16 protein-coding genes are annotated in these 17,734 nt (G+C 50.4%); 3 read left to right on the top strand and 13 right to left on the bottom strand.

The features are described from left to right. Positions 1–20: 20 nt before the first annotated feature. From fliM to D0Y50_RS04700, 13 genes are all read right to left on the bottom strand, one after another. Positions 21–1,079, bottom strand: a complete 1,059-nt coding sequence (gene fliM / locus D0Y50_RS04760) for a flagellar motor switch protein FliM (RefSeq protein ID WP_117315772.1) — start codon at positions 1,077–1,079, stop codon at positions 21–23. 13 nt (positions 1,080–1,092) lie between these two features. Next, a complete protein-coding gene (gene fliL, locus D0Y50_RS04755) occupies positions 1,093–1,626 on the bottom strand; it encodes a flagellar basal body-associated protein FliL (RefSeq protein WP_117315770.1) in 534 nt (177 codons plus the stop codon). Positions 1,627–1,701: 75 nt separating this feature from the next. Beyond that, complete coding sequence (locus tag D0Y50_RS04750) at positions 1,702–3,501, bottom strand: flagellar hook-length control protein FliK (RefSeq protein WP_117315768.1); 1,800 nt, start codon at positions 3,499–3,501, stop codon at positions 1,702–1,704. Between the two features lie 162 nt (positions 3,502–3,663). Beyond that, positions 3,664–4,110, bottom strand: a complete 447-nt coding sequence (fliJ, locus tag D0Y50_RS04745) for a flagellar export protein FliJ (protein ID WP_108567847.1) — start codon at positions 4,108–4,110, stop codon at positions 3,664–3,666. Positions 4,111–4,132: 22 nt separating this feature from the next. Then, positions 4,133–5,467 carry a flagellar protein export ATPase FliI gene (gene fliI, locus D0Y50_RS04740; protein WP_108567848.1) on the bottom strand — a complete coding sequence of 445 codons (1,335 nt, stop codon included), beginning with the start codon at positions 5,465–5,467 and terminating at the stop codon, positions 4,133–4,135. Further along, positions 5,460–6,239, bottom strand: a complete 780-nt coding sequence (fliH, locus tag D0Y50_RS04735) for a flagellar assembly protein FliH (protein ID WP_117315765.1) — start codon at positions 6,237–6,239, stop codon at positions 5,460–5,462. Before fliH ends, fliI begins: the two co-directional genes overlap by 8 nt. A 22-nt stretch (positions 6,240–6,261) precedes the next feature. After that, positions 6,262–7,302, bottom strand: coding sequence for a flagellar motor switch protein FliG (fliG, locus tag D0Y50_RS04730; protein ID WP_108567850.1), 1,041 nt, complete (start codon positions 7,300–7,302; stop codon positions 6,262–6,264). Positions 7,303–7,316: 14 nt separating this feature from the next. Continuing rightward, positions 7,317–9,017 carry a flagellar basal-body MS-ring/collar protein FliF gene (gene fliF, locus D0Y50_RS04725; RefSeq protein ID WP_117315763.1) on the bottom strand — a complete coding sequence of 567 codons (1,701 nt, stop codon included), beginning with the start codon at positions 9,015–9,017 and terminating at the stop codon, positions 7,317–7,319. 16 nt (positions 9,018–9,033) lie between these two features. Then, positions 9,034–9,363: a flagellar hook-basal body complex protein FliE gene (fliE, locus tag D0Y50_RS04720; RefSeq protein WP_108567852.1), complete on the bottom strand. Its 330-nt coding sequence runs from the start codon at positions 9,361–9,363 to the stop codon at positions 9,034–9,036. Positions 9,364–9,632: 269 nt separating this feature from the next. Further along, entirely contained in the window at positions 9,633–10,976 is a 1,344-nt protein-coding gene (locus tag D0Y50_RS04715) for a sigma-54-dependent transcriptional regulator (RefSeq protein ID WP_117315761.1), read from the bottom strand. Next, positions 10,973–12,103, bottom strand: a complete 1,131-nt coding sequence (locus D0Y50_RS04710; protein ID WP_117315758.1) for a sensor histidine kinase — start codon at positions 12,101–12,103, stop codon at positions 10,973–10,975. Before D0Y50_RS04710 ends, D0Y50_RS04715 begins: the two co-directional genes overlap by 4 nt. Positions 12,104–12,222: 119 nt before the next feature. Then, positions 12,223–13,686, bottom strand: coding sequence for a sigma-54 dependent transcriptional regulator (locus D0Y50_RS04705; RefSeq protein WP_108567855.1), 1,464 nt, complete (start codon positions 13,684–13,686; stop codon positions 12,223–12,225). Positions 13,687–13,839: 153 nt separating this feature from the next. Next, positions 13,840–14,637: a flagellin N-terminal helical domain-containing protein gene (locus tag D0Y50_RS04700; protein WP_108567856.1), complete on the bottom strand. Its 798-nt coding sequence runs from the start codon at positions 14,635–14,637 to the stop codon at positions 13,840–13,842. A 264-nt stretch (positions 14,638–14,901) separates the two neighbouring features. Between D0Y50_RS04700 and pseF the strand changes: the two genes are divergently transcribed. Genes pseF through pseI form a run of 3 tightly spaced genes read left to right on the top strand, consistent with a single transcriptional unit; the run spans position 14,902 to position 17,733 of the window. Continuing rightward, entirely contained in the window at positions 14,902–15,618 is a 717-nt protein-coding gene (gene pseF / locus D0Y50_RS04695; RefSeq protein ID WP_117315756.1) for a pseudaminic acid cytidylyltransferase, read from the top strand. Then, positions 15,615–16,691: a UDP-2,4-diacetamido-2,4,6-trideoxy-beta-L-altropyranose hydrolase gene (gene pseG / locus D0Y50_RS04690; protein WP_117315754.1), complete on the top strand. Its 1,077-nt coding sequence runs from the start codon at positions 15,615–15,617 to the stop codon at positions 16,689–16,691. Before pseF ends, pseG begins: the two co-directional genes overlap by 4 nt. After that, positions 16,684–17,733 (top strand): pseudaminic acid synthase, encoded by a 1,050-nt coding sequence (gene pseI / locus D0Y50_RS04685; protein WP_117315752.1) that lies wholly within the window; start codon positions 16,684–16,686, stop codon positions 17,731–17,733. The genes pseG and pseI overlap by 8 nt, the downstream gene beginning before the upstream one ends. Position 17,734: the final 1 nt, after the last annotated feature.

Here is a 17,734-nt window from a genome sequence, read left to right as displayed (position 1 = left end):
ATATCATTAAAAGCCCTGGGTTACAGGTCTTCTTCGAGTATTTGCAGTTCAGCGTCATTATCGATAACGCGGCCACCGCGGGTTAATAGTTGTAGCTCCGACTTCACTGAGGTGGGCCGGGCAATTTTGTTCGTAATTTTCAGTGCCAGATTGTCGCGGGAACGTCCCAGTTTGGCTCTGAAAGTGGGTAAATCTTCAACCAGCACAGTGATATGCTCAGGCATCTCAACCGGAATAATATCCCCGGCTTTAAAATCCATAATTTGCTGTAAGGTCACATCTACATCCAGCATATGGGTAGATAAATTAACCTTAACATCCATAATTTCATCACGCAGTGCTTTGCTCCAGCGCAAATCGGTATCTTCTTTATCACTTTGTACACCGGCGTCCAGCAACTCGCGAATAGGTTCCAGCATGGAGTACGGTAAAGACACATGAAAATCGCCCCCGCCGCCGTCCAGTTCTATATGAAACGAGCTTATAACCACCACTTCTGTCGGGCTGACAATATTGGCCATCGCCGGATTAACTTCAGAGTCCAGATATTCAAATGAAACATCCATCACCGGTGCCCAGGCTTCTTTGTAATCTTCAAAGATAATCTTCAGCAACATCTGAATAATGCGTCGTTCCGTAGGCGTAAATTCCCGCCCTTCGATTTTTGCGTGATAGCGTCCATCCCCGCCGAAAAAGTTATCTACCAGAATGAAGACTAATCGCGCCTCCATGGTAATCAGGCCGGTACCCTTGAGGGGCCGAAAGCGCACCATATTCAGGCTGGTTGGTACAAATAACGTATGAATGTATTCACCGAACTTAATCATCTGAATACCGTTGATGGAGACCTCAGCCGAACGTCGCATCATGTTGAACAAGCTTACCCGTAAATGCCGCGCAAACCGCTCATTAACAATTTCCAGGGTGGGCATACGCCCACGCACAATTCGGTCCTGCGAGGAAAAGTCATACTCGAGCGCAGAAGTATCTGACGGCTCGCCGCCTACATCTTCTTCTTCAACATCGTCTACGCCATGTAGCAACGCATCGATTTCGTCCTGAGATAATAAATCGCTCACAGTGTTATCCTGTTTATTGCATTACAAAGCCGGTGAACAATACCCGCTCAACCACCTGGCTGCCGGCCATGTCCTGCATGACTTTTTGTACTTCGGTTACGGCCTGATCACGTAAGGCCACCTTGCCCGCTTCTGTTACCAATTCGTCAGCGTTACTGGCACTGAATACCTGTAACAGCGTGCCTTCTATAAGCGGAATGTGCATTTTAGCGGTTTCTTCGTTGTCGGCCCCACGGACCATCAGCTGTACTTTAATTTGCACCAGCCGATCACGGCCATTCCCCGGTACGTTAAAAACAAACGGTCGCGGCATGGCTACATACAAAGCGGTACCCACGGAGGCTGATGAAGAAGAAGGCGCCTCTGCTACTGGCTGGTTCGCCTGAGCGCCTTCCTCTAACTGCGCGGCGGCCGGCGTATCGCTACCTGAAAACAAAAAGAACCAGGCTGCCCCGCCCGCTGCTGCTAACACCACCACAATAATGATAATCAGGGGTAACTTACTCTTTTTACCGCCTTCTTCTATCTGTAATTCTTCGTCTGCCACGTGCTACTTCTCCGTCAATATCAAGGCGCGTATTATGGTAGTTATGTCACAAAGTGCAATTATGCATTGGGTGTATTAAGCATAGTCATCTATACCACCAAGTGCACGCCGTGTTAACGGTTGCTCGGCAATAGTTTGGGTTTCATCGTCCGTGCCAGTTGCCCCGTTGCCTCCCCGGCCGTTAGCACTTCGGCTACCTTCCTGGTTGTCCTCACCGGCATTGTTGCCGGCTTGCTGTTCCACCGATGATTGTCCCAGTTCAATACCTTGTTCAGCAAGCATTTCACGCAACCGCGGCTCGGCATCGTTAAGCGCATCACGGGTTTGCGCGGACTGCACCACAAAACTGACCGAGGCGGCGTCCCCCTGAACATTCACGCGCACCTGCATGCTCCCCATTTCCGGCGGATCCAACCGTATTTCTGCCATCATATTACGACTATTTACCATCCAGCGTACTTTTTCAGTTAACTGTTTCTGGCCATCGGGCTGGGCAATATTTACGGCTTGCTCCTGGGTTTCTGCCTGGCGGGTACTCACCACAGTTTCATTGCGCAGCTGCGCCTGTTCAATATGCATGGCATCAGCCGAAGTCACTGCCATGGTGGGGGTTAGCTGGGCAGCCGCAGCCTGGGTACTGGCTTGGGTGGCGGTTAATACACTGGCCAGTTGACTGAGCTGTTGATCCAGGCTGTGTTGCATAACCGAGGTTATTGCTACCTCGGCCTCACTGACTGCCTGTGAAATCATATCTTTTATACTAAAACCGGGTTGATGACCCTGCGCAAGCTGATCCTGCATTTCCTGTAAACCGCCCGCAATTGATTCAGCAATCTGTCCCTTTTGCGCCTCGCTGGTAGTCGAGGGTAATAAATCGATTACCCGCTCGCTAATAGCTTGTGACAGCTGTTGTTGGCCAGCTTGAGACAGCCCGGCAAGTTGTTCCAGCAATTCACTATCAGCAGTTAAAGCAGCGCCGGCTTGCCCGCTATTATCAGCTGCGCCATTGCCCTGCGCTAACGCATTAATTTCGGTTTTCAGTAGCGCGGCTAACAGCTCGGCATCAGCGTTACCGGTAGCCTCATTATTTTGCTGTAAGCGCGCCAGTTCCGCCATAAAATCCTGGCTTTGGTGCTGACTGTCGGTTTCGCTGCCGTCAGCGTTATTTTGTTGCGCAAGCCCTTCAAGCAATGCGGCGGCCAGTGCTTCAATATCTGGCCCACTGTCATCCCCGTCATCACTGCCCTCTTCTGCCAACGCCGATAATTGCTTCACTATTTCTTTAGAGAGAGTGCCCACTAAGACAGGAATTGGCGTAATGTGTTGTTGGTCACCAGCGCCGGGCGTGGTAGCGGCCTCTTCAAGTAATTGCTCATTAAGGCGGTCAAGCTCGCCTGACAGCAGCCCCACCAAATCGGTATTGTGTACTGGTTTTCCCTCCCCAGCCTCAACGTGGGTGCTATTAGCCTGAGCTTCATCGTCTTTAAGACCGCGAATACGGTCAACATATGCCAGCCAATCTATCGCGTCATCTTCTTGCTGCTGGGCCGCGACCGGGTTGGCGGGTAAATCTTCAGAGGCTGGCGCGGCTACGGCTGCATCATTGTCAGCACTGTGCGATGCCTGCTCTGTTGCCGCAGGTGAGGCCGCCGAAGCCGCTTCACTACGTGCTTTATTCGTCGCTTGATTATCCGGGTTTATCTGCTTGTGCGCGGGCGCATTGCTGGTATTACGTGGCGTGCCATGATTAGCCTGCTGCATAGCTTCACTGAAGGCAGAGTCAGCGGTGGATGGCGACGACTGGGCCGGGCTGCCACCGATATCTATAGGTAAAGCGGCAACATCCTGACGCTTGGGGGCAACTTGTTGCATCATAACCGGTATTCCTCAAGGTTTACTAACCTGCTGCAAGGTATGTAGAACAGGCTATTCACTGTACATACCGGACGCCAAAGCGTCACAAAACTGTTAATTAAAGGAGGATAGAGCAAGTCGCGTTCCAGCTTTTAAAAAAGGTCAGATATAAGTTGGTCAGTTTTAGTAACGATTTGTTTTAGCACGCAAAAATCGTTGATTGGCAAACTCATCCAGCATGTCTTGTTCCCGACGGTTAGCGATTACCGCGGCTTCAGCCTGCTTTTTCTCAATAAGCAGGTCGACGGCTTTCCGGCGCTTTTGCTGTTCCAGCCATTGGCGACGACGTTGGTCTACAACCATGCGAGCCTGGGAGATAATCTGCATTTGCTGCTGACAAGCTTTATCAAGCTTACCGACAAACTGCAGGTGTTGATGGTAATCTCTGGCATCGACCCCACCCTGGCGGCCCGATTGCTGAATTTGGCGTACATAGTCGAGGCGGTACTGTTGCAGACTGCTAAGTTTTTGCTTTTGCTGCTGCACGGTATGTTCAGCCAGCTGCAATGCCTGGGCTGCTTTGTCTTCACGGTCTCGCTCTACTCGTATTACCGTATCTAACTGGCCCATTTAGCGCTCCTTTTAATATCCATTAGCCATTCCCCAGGCCAGTGGCAAGTGCTTGCATAGCCTCATGGCATTCACTAAACGGTAGCACCTGTTTCATCCCCTGTTGCAAGAAGGCATTGATAGCGGGTTCGGCGCGTATAGCCAAATCAATTCGCGGATCTGAGCCACGGGCATACGCCCCTATCGCAATCAAATCCTGATTTTGCTTGTAGGTGGAATAGACTTGCCGGATACGCCGCGCCTGCAATAAATGTTCTTCAGAGACGACCATTGGCATAACCCGGCTGATTGACGCTTCGATATCTATGGCTGGGTAATGCCCACTATCGGCCAGTTTACGCGACAACACGACATGACCGTCTAAGATCGCCCGCGCGGCATCGGCAATGGGATCCTGTAAGTCATCGCCTTCGGTTAATACTGTATAAAACGCCGTAATAGAGCCCTGCCCCTGCGCGCCATTACCGGCCCGTTCCACCAGTGCGGGTAACCGCGCAAAAACCGAAGGTGGATAGCCTTTGGTAGCGGGCGGTTCGCCCACCGCCAGCGCAATTTCACGTTGCGCCATGGCATAACGAGTCAAAGAGTCGACCAATAGCAAAACATTTTTACCCTGGTCGCGAAAATACTCCGCCACCGTCACCGCTGTTTCACATGCCTTAAGGCGCATCAGGGGTGAGGTATCAGCGGGTGCCGCCACAATCACCGCCCGCTGGCGTTCTTCTTCGGTAAGAATATCATGAATAAATTCTTTCACTTCCCGGCCCCGTTCGCCGACCAGACCCACCACTACCACGTCGGCTTCACTGCCGCGGGTCATCATGCCCAGCAATACACTTTTACCTACCCCACTGCCGGCAAATAGTCCCATACGCTGGCCAATACCAACGGTATTGAGCGCATTGATAGAGCGCACACCGACATCCATAGGCTGCTTGATAGGCATCCTTATTAGCGGGTTCATCGGCGGGCGAGTGGTCGGCACACGGGTATGGGCGCTGATCGCTCCCAACCCGTCAAGCGGCTGTCCGTTGCCGTCCAGTACCCGGCCCAATAAACCCGGCCCTACCGGTAAGCCGCTTTGCCGGTTCAGGGGCATTACCCGTGAGCCGGGCACAATGCCCCGGACCGCTTCGGTAGGCATCAGATAGGTAATATCATCCCCAAAACCCACTACTTCGGCTTCGATCTCACCTTCAATGGTTTGCACCATACACTGGCTTCCGACCGGCAACTGGCACCCCACGGCTTCCAGGGTAAGTCCGATACCTCTTACCAGTTTGCCCGCGGCCACAATGGGGGGATTGGGAACCTGCTCACTGAGCTGGCTGAAATAATGACTAAACGGATCACTCACCGCTAAGCCCCTGTTCCAACAAAAATTTATCCAGGATATCGCGACAGCGGCGTTCTATGGTCACATCAACGGCGTTTTGGCTGGTAATAATGTCACACCCGCCGCGGGCCATGCCCGGTACCTCTACCAGTTTCCAGCCTTTTTCAGCAATAGTTTGCTCGGTAAAATGGCTGGTGACCAGCGCCACATCTTCAGGGTGTAGCTGAATCTGATACTGGTTTTCTGTGATCGGCAGGGCCTTAATACCTTCGCTCAGCGCTTGCATAATAACGGTATCGGTGGTTTGCACTTCGCTGCGTATTACTGCTCTGGCCAACGCCACCGCTAACCGGGCCAGCTGTTCGCGAGACTCAACGGTAAGCTGGGAAAGCGGATCATGCAGAGTTTCAGTTAAACTTTGCCACTGCTGTATTTGCGTTTCAACCTGCTCGCGGGCTTCTTCAAGGCCTTGGGCCAGGCCTTCTTCATGGCCTGTTTTCAGCCCTTCCGCGTGACCTTGTTCCAGGCCCTGCGTCTGGCCTTCTTTAAACCCAGCTTGCTTGCCTTCAGCATAGCCTTCATCCCGGGCCGCCTGGCGAATCGCTTCAATTTCTTCAAGCGTAGGCAGGGTAATCTGCTCTTCTTCTTCGGGCGGCTCATAGACCCAATCGCTGCGCCGGTTTAAGGCATTGGTTGTACGGTCACGTTTAGCCTGTTGTGGGTCATCAACAAATGGCAAATCCCACAACTTTGCATCGTTATCCGGGGTGTTTGGGTTGTCGTAGTCAGACATCTGGTTTGCCATTTAAAATAGGTTATAAGAATTCGTCGCCGCCACCGCCGCCTAACATAATTTCGCCCGAATCGGCGAGTCGGCGGGCTACAGACAGAATTTCTTTTTGCGCGGTTTCTACTTCTGAAATCCGTACCGGCCCCATTGCTTCAAGGTCGTCCGTTAGCATTTCGGCCGCGCGTTTAGACATGTTACGGGTAATTTTATCTTTCAGTTCGTCATCCGCACCTTTGATGGCTTTAAGCAAGGCGTCCTGCTGAACTTCACGTAAAATAGCCTGAATGCCTTTATCGTCAACATCGACCAGGTTGTCAAAAACAAACATGAGATCCTGGATTTGCTGGCTCATTTCCTCATCCTGTTCACGGATGGCATCCATCAACTGACCTTCAATCGACGTATCCAGATAGTTCATGATATCAGCAGCAGACTTCAGGCCGCCCATTTTCGCCGCCTGAGTGCCTGCTTGGCCGGCAAATTGTTTCTCCATAATCTCGTTTAACTCCTGTAGGGCCGCTGGCTGAACTTCTTCAAGATTCGCAATACGCATCAGCAAATCCAACCTGACCTTTTCGGGGAACTGCGCCAGAATCTCGGCGCTTTGCTCCGGTTCTAAATAAGACAATACAATAGTCTGAATCTGAGGATGCTCGTTACGGATAATTGAGGCGACCTGCTTAGAGTCCATCCATTTTAAGGAATCAAGACCTTTAGCCCCGCTGCCCATTAATATCTGGTCAATCAGATTGGCTGCTTTGTCTTCGCCCAGAGCGGCGGTAAGCGCTCGTTTTACAAAGTCCTGGCTCTGGAAACCGATGGTACTGTAGTTTTGTATCTCATCGATAAAATGCTTGTGCACTGAAGTTATTTTGGCTTGGGTCATATCATCAACCTTCGCCATCTCAGCACCCAGCTTTTGCACTTGCTTAGGCTCCAAGTGCTTTAAAATTTGTGCCGCGTCTTCTTCGGATAAGCTGAGCAGTAAAATTGCGGCTTTTTCTACACCTTCGAGTTTACCCACGTCATAGCTAGGTTCGTTGGCGTTGGCGATTTCTTCAGCCATTGGTGGTGGTGCTCCTATTCATCTTGCATCAGCCAGCCCTTAACAACCTGGGCAGACAACTCTGGCTCGTTCGCCACTAAGGCACGGACTGCTTTTAATACATCTTCATCTTTATGCAGGTCAGGTAACATTAATGAACCATCAGGCGCGAACCCTACCTGACCTTCGTCAAATTCCTGATTGAGCATGCTAATAGTTTCATCACCCAAATCCAGTCCTTCATCGGCGTCAAAGTCATCAGCATCCTGGCTAGCATCGGGGTTAATCAGTTTGCGCAGCATTGGCCGGATAACAAAGATAATCAGCACAATAATAACCAGACCGCCCACTACCAACTTAAGTATAGGCAGGAATTTAGGTTGCTCCCAAATCGGTAACGCTTCAATCTCGCCGGCATCCATGCGGGTGAAGGGCACGCTAACCACTTCCAGAGAATCACCCCGCGTAACATCAAACCCCAGTCCGCCTTGCAGCAAGCGGCGGATATTGAGCACTTCTTCCTGCTTGCGCGGGGCCGTGGTCACGGTGCCATCCTCAGCGGTAGTAGACAGATAGTCTACCGCCACAGAGACACTAAGCCTGCGCACTACCCCGGTTTGCTTTTTGGTATGGCTGATAGTGGTATCCAACTCGTAATTACGGGTTGATTCTTTGCTGTTACTGCCAGGTACCGGTGCCATCCCATTGCCGCCGTTTGTGGCATCTTCCGGTATATTGGCATCTAACGGCGGCTGGTTGCTAAGCGCCCCAGGAATGCCGCCACTACCCGCACCGACCGTGTTATGCTCAGTGATCATTTCACTTCGCACCGCGGGCAAATCCGGATTATAGCTGCGTTGAGTTTGCTCTCGGGCGGTAAAGTCCATAGCCACATCAACCTGCGCGGTATAATTACCAATCCCCAGTACCGGAATTAAAATAGCATCAATTTTTTGCAGGTACTGCTTTTCACGTTTGCTTTCAATTTCATATTCTTTACGGGCCCGTGAGCTTATTGAGTCTTGTGAGCCAGAGTTAAGCAAACGACCATTGCTGTCGGTGACCGTGACATTGGACGGTTCCATACCCTGGACAGCTGAAGCGACAATATCGACCACCGAATCGACTTCTTCTCCTGCAATTACTTTGCCGCGCTTGGCGGTTAACACGATGGTGGCGCTGGCTTTTTTCTCGTGCCGGGCAAATACATTTTCTTTAGGAAGAGCCAGTAACACGCGTGCCTTTTGAATACTTGACATGTCTTCAATGGTGGCGGCAATTTGCTGTTCCCGGGCATGTTTCAAGCGTTCCATTTCGACCCGCTGGCTGACACCAAATCCCATATCCTGCATGATGATATCCGTGCCGGCATCCTCACTACGCACCAACCCCTGGCGCGTCATACCCAGCCGAATATTGCGAAAGTCTTCATTACGGACAAAAACGGTATTACCTTCAAGCTTGTAGTCAATCTGGTTGGCATCCAGATAGTCGAGTGTTTCAATCAGCTCTTCGGTTTCCATTTTTGCTAACGGGCGATAATCCGGCTCCTGCGCCCAAATCATAATAAATACAGCAATGGCAACACAAATAACCAGTACCACCACCAGTGCCATTTGCCGCATCATATCGGCACTGCCCAGGGTGTCCATAAAGCCGGACTTGTTCTCTGTCTCTGCCGCGCCGCTAAGGGCGTCCGGATCAGAAACAGTTAAATTGGTTCCAGTATCAGCCATGACTATTTTTCTCCGCCTATACTGGCATGTTCATAATTTGCTTATAGGCATCAAGCACTTTGTTACGTACCTGTACCGTGGCCTCAAAGGCAATGCCGGCTTTCTCTTTGGCGACCATAACATCGGCCAAACTCACCGAGGCATCGCCCATTTCAAAGGAGTGCTGCAATTGTTTTGAATCCATCTGCATTGAGTTAACCCCTTCCAGGGCGCCTTTAAGCATGGTCGAAAATTCACTACCAGAATTTGGATTCATCTGGACTTCGGGCGTCGCGCTCGTTTGCAGTCGTGCCTGCCCAATCATGGCCTGCATTTCCTGATACAAACTGTCGGCTTTAATGTCCATCGTATTTCTCCAAAATTTACTGCCGTCAGAAGCTTGTCTGACATTCGACTATATGAAGATTAAAGCAACCTGCGGGCCAACTTTTATATTACTTTACATTCAATAGGTTACGCTGGATAAGCCAAAAAAATGACAGGCTGTAGGGGTTTCGGCTTGGCGAAGAGAGCAGAGGTTAGGCGTATACGCCGATAAGGCGTGAGGAATGAAAAGCACAAACCAGGGCGCATGCGATGATGGCGTGCACCCTGGGGTTAAGGAAAGTGAACAATTCAGGCTGGCACTTCGATACCGTCTTCTCGCATTCTGGCTAATTTATAACGCAGCGTACGAGGGCTGATACCTAGTTTTTCTGCTACCTCTTTGCGCTTACCATTACATGCTTGCAGCGTATCTAAAATAATCTGATGTTCCTGGTAACGTAATTCGCTACCCAACCGGCTGGCGTCTTCTTCAGGTTCACTAACCGGCACGTGGCTGGCTAGGGAGGCCATCATGTCAATCATTAAGTCGCTGGCGTCGATGGTATCGCCATCGCTTAAAATAAGTGCACGCTGAATGACATTTTCCAGCTCCCGGACGTTGCCCGGCCATTCATACTGAGTTAGCTTGTTGCGCGCTGCAGCACTAAGCTTAGCAATCGTCTGGCCTTGTTGCTGTGCATGACGAGCAATCAAATGTTCAGCTAACGGCACAATATCGCCCGGGCGGTTGACCAATGGCTGCCATACAATAGGAAATACATTTAACCGATAAAACAAATCTTCACGAAACTGACCTAATTCCACTGCCTGTCGCAAGTCTCGGTTACTGGTAGCAATGACCCTGACATCCAGCTGAACGGTTTTACGTCCGCCTAGCCGCTCGACTTCTTTTTCCTGCAACACCCGTAACAACTTAGCTTGTAATGCCATGTCCATTTCGGTTATTTCATCTAGTAGCAGTGTACCGCCCTGGGCTTGCTCAAACTTTCCGGGACAAGCCTGAATAGCGCCGGTAAATGCACCTTTTTCATAACCAAATAAGGTGGCTTCCAACATATTTTCCGGAATTGCGGCACAATTGATAGCAACAAAAGGCGAGCCAGCTCTGTTCGACTGGTCATGTATGTAATGCGATAGCACTTCTTTGCCGGAGCCGCTTGGGCCCAATACCATTACCGTGGCGTCTGACCGCGCTACTTTACGAGACAACGCCAGTAACTCGAGACTGCTCGGGTCGGCAGCTACCGGCGTACGAGATGCTATTTTTTGCGCCGGTGCATAGCGCTCAACCAAATTAAGCAGCACCTGGGGGGCAAACGGTTTTGACAAGTAATCAGTAGCGCCATCGCGCATGGCCTGTACCGCATCATCAATGGTGGCATAGGCGGTCATTAACAAAACGGGTAACTGGGGAAACCGTGTTTTAATGTGTTTTAACAATACCAAACCGCTCATTTTGGCCATTTGGATATCACTGACCACCAGATCGATATCGTACTGCCCCAGACAATGCATAGCTTCTTCGGCGCTGCACGCTGAAATAACCCGGTAATGCGCCAGATTCAGTGTATCAACCAGCGCTTCACGTAAGCCGGCATCATCTTCCACAATTAAAATGCTGGTGTGGTTCATGCGTATTCTCCTGCATCTTGTGCGGTATCGGTGGGGTGAGCCAGGGGCAGTGTCAGCGTAAAGCAGGCTCCACCCGTAGCACCATCGGCCACGCTAAGCTGGCCCTTGTGAGCGGCGGCTACAGATTTAACCACCGCTAAGCCCAGCCCGGTGCCATGAGTTTTTGTGGTAAAAAAGGGTTCAAAAATTTTCGCTTTGATAGCTTCTGGCACGCCAGGTCCGGTATCGGTAACATTTAGTTTAAGCGTGCCTTTAATAACGTGCGCCTGCACTGTGATTGGTGCATGTTTATCACTGACCTGGCTGGCATTGTGGATAAGGTTAAGTAGTGCACCAGCCAATGCTGTTTGATTTGCCAACACCACCGCCGGCGCTTCAAAACCTTCAAATACCAGGGTTTGTTGTTTGCTGTCGGTAACAGTTAAAGCGGTGGGCGCCACAGCCATTTTGACATCGCTAAGCGTAAGGCGGGAAACCACCTGATCTTCGCCGGATTTGGCAAACAACAGCATATCGTTTACCTGGCTCTCCAGTTCGTGCAATCTGGCGCCCAGCTTCTGGGCAAAGTCTACCGATGCCGGTTTTGCCAGCTCTGGGCGGGTAAGGTTCGCTGCATATAACATAGCAGCAGACAGAGGCGTACGAATCTGATGGGCTAACGATGCCACCATTTTTCCCAGTGCGGACAGACGCTGCATATGACTGACCCGGGCTTGCAGCTCTCGGGTTTCGGTCAAGTCGGTAATAACGATGAGCTGGCCGGGTTCGTTTTGCAAAGGGGTAATAGACAGTTTGACCCGGCGGCCGTCAAACAGTGATACCTCATGACCATCATCAGCACGAGGCTTAAATGATCGGGCAATAATAGTACGCCATATTTCGCCTTCTAAAGGTTCACCCAGCAGGTCCATGGCTTGTTTATTGGCTTGGCGTACGCACCCATGGCCGTCTAGAACGATCACGCCAGCTGGCATCACTTGCAATAAATGGGAAAGACGGTCTGCTTGCTGGCGCAACGCATGCAATTCCTGTGCGGAATCGTCGGTATCGCTAGCGTATGGCTCGCACGATCGAAAGAGATAAGCATCGTCGCTTATTGCACTGTGATGGCTACTGTCGTATGTCATGTCGTCCTCGTCAAAAAGCAGACGTGTTATTTATGACATACTACCTAGCATTTGGCGTGCCAGATATTTTTAACTTAATTTACAACAAGTTAGTTGAATTTTGGCGGGCAATCAGGCAGTCAATTATCTGACGAGCACTGTTCTTCACGTTGAATATTGTACTTTCGCATTTTCTCTACCAGCGTAGTACGACGCATTCCCAGTTTGTCTGCAGCCCGCGCAACCACCCACTCCTGCTGTTCTAAAGCCTGAATAATCAAATTGATTTCCAGTTCAGACAAGTACTCTTTCAGGTTCACCCCATCAATAGGTAACTGAGATTGATCCGGTAGATCCGCACCGCCTTCTTCAGGGGGCTGTTGCGCTTCTTGTGCCGCAGATTCGGCAAACAAGGCATTGAAGGCATCGCGCTCCAGTAGTTCTTCTGGATAATCAGGTTGGTAAGCCTGTACGTCACCGTACTGGTATTTAGGCGGTAAGTCAGGAATATCCACAATCTGGCCCGGATAAAGAATACTGAGCCGTTCCACCAGGTTTGATAACTCACGGACATTTCCGGCCCATTGATGTTCCATCAGAGAGGCAATAGCCAGTTCGGTGAATTTAACCGCATCGACACCATCGCCCTGAATACGGCTGATGAGTTCCTGTAATAGTAACGGGATATCTTCCTTGCGCTCGCGCAAGGCTGGGCTATCTACAGGGAATACATTTAACCGATAATACAAATCTTCACGGAATTTATCTTCGGCGATCATGGTTTCAAGGTTACGGTGAGTTGCAGCAACAATACGCACATTACAACGTATGGGCGTATTACCGCCTACCCTTTCAAAGGTGCGTTCCTGCAAAACACGTAATAGTTTTACCTGCATTTGCAAAGGCATATCGCCTATTTCATCCAGGAACAAGGTACCGGTTTCAGCCAGTTCAAAACGACCTTTACGGGCGCTGATGGCGCCGGTAAAAGCACCTTTTTCATGGCCAAATAATTCGCTTTCTAACAACTCACCAGGAATAGCGCCGCAGTTAACCGGAATAAAAGGGCCATCTTTACGATCGGAGAAGAAATGCACATTACGGGCAATAACTTCTTTACCCGTACCGGACTCACCCAGAATAAGTACCGTCGCATCAGTGGGAGCTACCTGTTCAACCAGTCTTCTTACTGTTTGAATCTCTTCACTTTTACCTACCAATGAACGAAACAAACGGGTTTTTACTCCCGAAGGTTTATCAGAACCCGGGCGGCGGCGGTTGTATTCCTGACAACGATGAATGGCCTGGGTTAATACCGGATAGGTCATGGGCAAGGTTACTACCCCAACCAAATTACGTTCCGGGGCCACCGGGCTATCTTCTTCAACAAGAGCAACAAAAGGAATATGCGGAAACTGCAGAATGAGTTCCTGCCCCGAAGGCGCTGCGAAATCCAGTAGTACTGCATCTACCTCGTTTTCCCTAAGATACTGCGCACTTAAGGCTGACGTGCGAGTGGAATAAGGTTCACCGATAAATGAAACAATGGTTTCTAGCTTATGAATCAGTTCGCCGTTATTGCTAACGAGCAGAATATCCTTCATTAAATCCCCGAAAAGATGCGTTCTTATTATTAACAGTTTAGCGCATCTATATGATTTTAGCGGTAAACGAATCTAGCGCAACTGTTGATCGTGCAATTCTGGTCAGAAAAAAAGCAGGCGAGCCTGCTTTTTAGAGAATTTTTAATGACAAGGTTAACTTAACAGCGAAAGCACCTGTCCCTGTTGCTGATTTGCCTGTGCCTGTACTGATGTACTTGCCTGGCTCAACACATCCTGGGTGACACTTTGCGTGACCGCTTGCGCATAGTCAAGGTCCTGAATACGGCTTCTGGCCGCAGAAGTATTTACATCAGACTGAGTAAGATTACGTGCGGTACTGGCTAACTGGTTCTGAGTAGCGCCTAAATCGCCCCGAAAACCGTTTACCGTTTCCAGCGCGGCATCAGCCGCTTCCAGTGCGGCATCCGCATCGCCTGAAGTTATGTCGATACTTAATACGTCAGTCAGGTTACGCATAACATCATTGGTCTGTATATCGACATTAGAGCCTGTATTCGCCCCAACCTGAAAACGCAATGCCCCATCGCCACTTAGCAACGGTTTACCGGCAAAGTTGGTCTGCTCAGCAGTCAGGCTAATGTTGTCCTGCAATGACGAAATTTCTGATTGGATAGCTTCACGGTCGCTATCAGACAAAATGCCATTACCGGCTTGTACTGCTAACTCTCTGATGCGGCCCACATCTTCATTAATATTTGCCAGTCCGCCCTCTGCGACCTGGGCCAGCGAAATACCATCATAAGCATTGCTGACTGCCTGACGGTTACCTTCAACCTGAGAGGTTAAACGGTCGATAATTTGCTGCGCTGCTGCACCGTCGGATGCATTATTCACCTGCTTCCCGCTGGCCAGCTTTTCCATCAGATCGGTTTTCTTTTCCTGAACCTGCTGAAGCAGGCTCGAAGGGCCTTCTGAATTAAAATTAATCATAAGATGCTCCTGTTGCTGGTTAGATAGTAGCACAGCCGGCTATTTTTGCAGCAGATTATGGGTATGTGTGTTTATAACGTGGGTACCCCGCCCTGTTGATCATAGTTACCTTTAAATAAACTCCTTTAGCCATTGAATTGTCATATCTTTTTTATCTTTACCGGCCCTACCAACCGCTTTTTTACGCAACCAGAAAAAGTATAAATGCGCCATGCTTTGGGTTTGTTATACTGGTGATAAATACTGACCAGGTAAGAGTTTTTGATGAATATTGCGATTATACCGGCGCGCGGTGGCAGCAAGCGCATACCAGGCAAAAACATTAAATCATTCTGCGGCAAACCGATGCTGGCTTACTCTATAGAATCAGCGCTGGCCAGTGGCGTGATAGATGAGGTCGTGGTCTCAACAGATGACGAGGCGATAGCCCGGGTGGCCCGCGAATATGGGGCCCAGGTACCCTTTATGCGCCCTGTCGAACTGGCTGATGATCATACCGGCACCTCGCCGGTGGTACGTCACGCCATAGCCACCCTAATAGAGCGTGGCTGGGAACTGGACCATTGTGCCTGTATCTACGCCACCGCACCGTTATTAAGCGCCAGCCTGATAGCCGAGGCTTACGGCTTGCTTGAAGCTGCATCAATGCAGGCGCCAAAGCGGGACTACGTATTTACTGCAGCGCGCTATTCGTTTCCGATACAACGAGCCATATTACAAACAGCATCGGGCGGCGTTGAACCATTTGATTCTGTCGGTATTACCAAAAGATCGCAGGACCTGCCCCCAGCCTATCATGATGCAGGACAGCTTTACTGGGGCCACCATACCACCTGGCTGGATTCCCGCCGCCACATCTTTGGAGCACATTCCAAAATGCTGGTGCTGCCAGATCATCTGGTTCAGGATATAGATACCCCACAAGATTGGGTACGGGCAGAGTTACTTTATAAACTCTTGCAGCAGGAAGCCGCCGGGTGAACATAATTTTTCGGGTTGATGCCTCAACCCATATCGGCACAGGCCATATGGCCCGCTGTCTGACATTGGCCAAAGCCTTAGTACAAGCCCCGGCTTGCGGACAGCCGGACAAAAGCGTGCCCGTTACCTGCACTTTTGTGTGTCAGGCCTTACCTGGACACTGGCAGTCAACTATCGAGCAGGCTGGCTTTGATTGCCATTTGCTACCAGCCATGGCAATCAACAACCAGTTGGAAGATGCAGCCCTTACCTGTGCAGCGTTCGGCGAGTCGTTACCCGCTGATTTGCTGATTATCGATCACTATGCGTTAGACGAAACTTTCAGCCAAGCCATGCGGGCACAAGTTAGCCACATTATGGTAATTGATGATTTGGCCAACCGTAAGCATGATTGTGATTTACTGCTGGACCAGAATTTGTTTGCTGATATGGCAACCCGTTATCAGGGGCTGGTGGGGCCTGCCACACGGCAATTGTTGGGCCCGCAATATGCGCTGCTAAGAGACGAATTTTACCAGCCTGCGTTACCTCGCCAGGCCAACCGTGTATTGGTCAGCTTTGGGGGCGCCGATGAGCACAATTTAACCAACCTTACTCTGGACGCCTTACTCCGGTTAAAGGAATCAGCGCTTCAGGTCGATATAGTAGTAGGCCAGAGTTATCCGTGGACGACCGCACTTAGCGAACGTGTAGCGACGCTGCCGTGGGTTACCCTGCATATTCATTGCAACTATATGGCAAGGCTAATGCAACAGGCGAGCATTATGGTGGGTAGCGGTGGCACGACGCACTGGGAACGCTGTATAACGGGCCTTCCCGGTATCATTATTACCGTAGCGGATAACCAGCAAGCGACCACCCGTCATTTAAACATGCTAGGTGCGTGCAACTGGCTTGGTGATCATCAGCAAATAAAGCCATCCCAGCTCCAGCTTGCAATAGAAGCGCTGCAGGGTGATAGCCTAAGGCATAATAATATGAGTAATACTGCGCGCCGTTTAGTCCCGAAAAGCGCCGGCACAGCGTGGGTGGTGGACGAGATTCTAGCGTTAATTAGAGGACACAATGGATAACATAACAATCGGTCAGTACACAATTGGCCCCGGCGCTGCGCCGTTTATCATTGCCGAAATGTCTGGCAACCACGGCCAGTCTATCGAGAAAGCCAAAGCACTGATTGACGCTGCCGCTAATGCCGGCGCCCATGCGGTAAAATTGCAAACCTATACGCCTGATACCATTACCCTTGATGTCCATGAGAATGAATTTTTCATTAATGACCCCAATAGTTTGTGGGAAGGGAATTCACTGTACAATCTTTATCGTGAAGCCATGACCCCATGGGAGTGGCATGCTGAATTATTTCAGTATGCCGAGCAACAGGGCTTGCTGGCGTTTAGCACACCGTTTGACCTTAGCGCAGTAGCCTTTTTAGAAACCCTTAATCCACCGTGTTATAAAATTGCCTCCTTTGAAAACATTGATCATGCTCTGCTGGCGGCAGTAGCCCAAACCGGCAAACCGGTGATTGTATCTACCGGTATGGCCACGCAGGCTGAGCTGGCTGAATCGGTCCAGGTGTTGCGGGACAATGGGTGCAAAGACCTTATTTTACTTAAATGTACCAGCAATTATCCGGCAAGGCCGGTAGATGCCAACCTGCGCACCATCCCGCATCTGGCCGAGTTGTTTGATTGTCAGGTAGGCCTGTCGGACCATACGCCGGGAGTGGGGGTGGCGGTGGCTGCCGTAGCTCTGGGAGCAACCGTCATTGAAAAGCATTTTGTACTGGACCGGAATGGCGGCGAAGTTGATGCTGAATTTTCACTGGAACCTGCCGAAGTTAAACTGTTGGTAGAAGAGACGGCCCGCGCCGCGGTAGCGCTGGGTAAAGTAACGTATGGGGCTACGCCGAAGGAACAGGCTTCCATGGTTCACCGGCGCTCACTGTATATTGCGCAGGACATTAAAGCCGGTGAAATATTAACTGCGGCTAATTTACGCTCGGTACGGCCCGGGTTGGGCTTACCACCTAAATATTTACCGCTATTACTGGGTAAACCGGTAAAGCAAGATGTCGTAAAAGGCACGCCTATGAGCTGGGAGCTGATTTAGC

The organism is Salinimonas sediminis (genome assembly GCF_003429285.1).
GTDB classification, from domain to species: Bacteria; Pseudomonadota; Gammaproteobacteria; order Enterobacterales; family Alteromonadaceae; genus Alteromonas; species Alteromonas indica.
The sequence above is the reverse complement of the archived record's forward strand: the minus strand, read 5'-3'. Positions and strand labels throughout refer to the sequence as shown.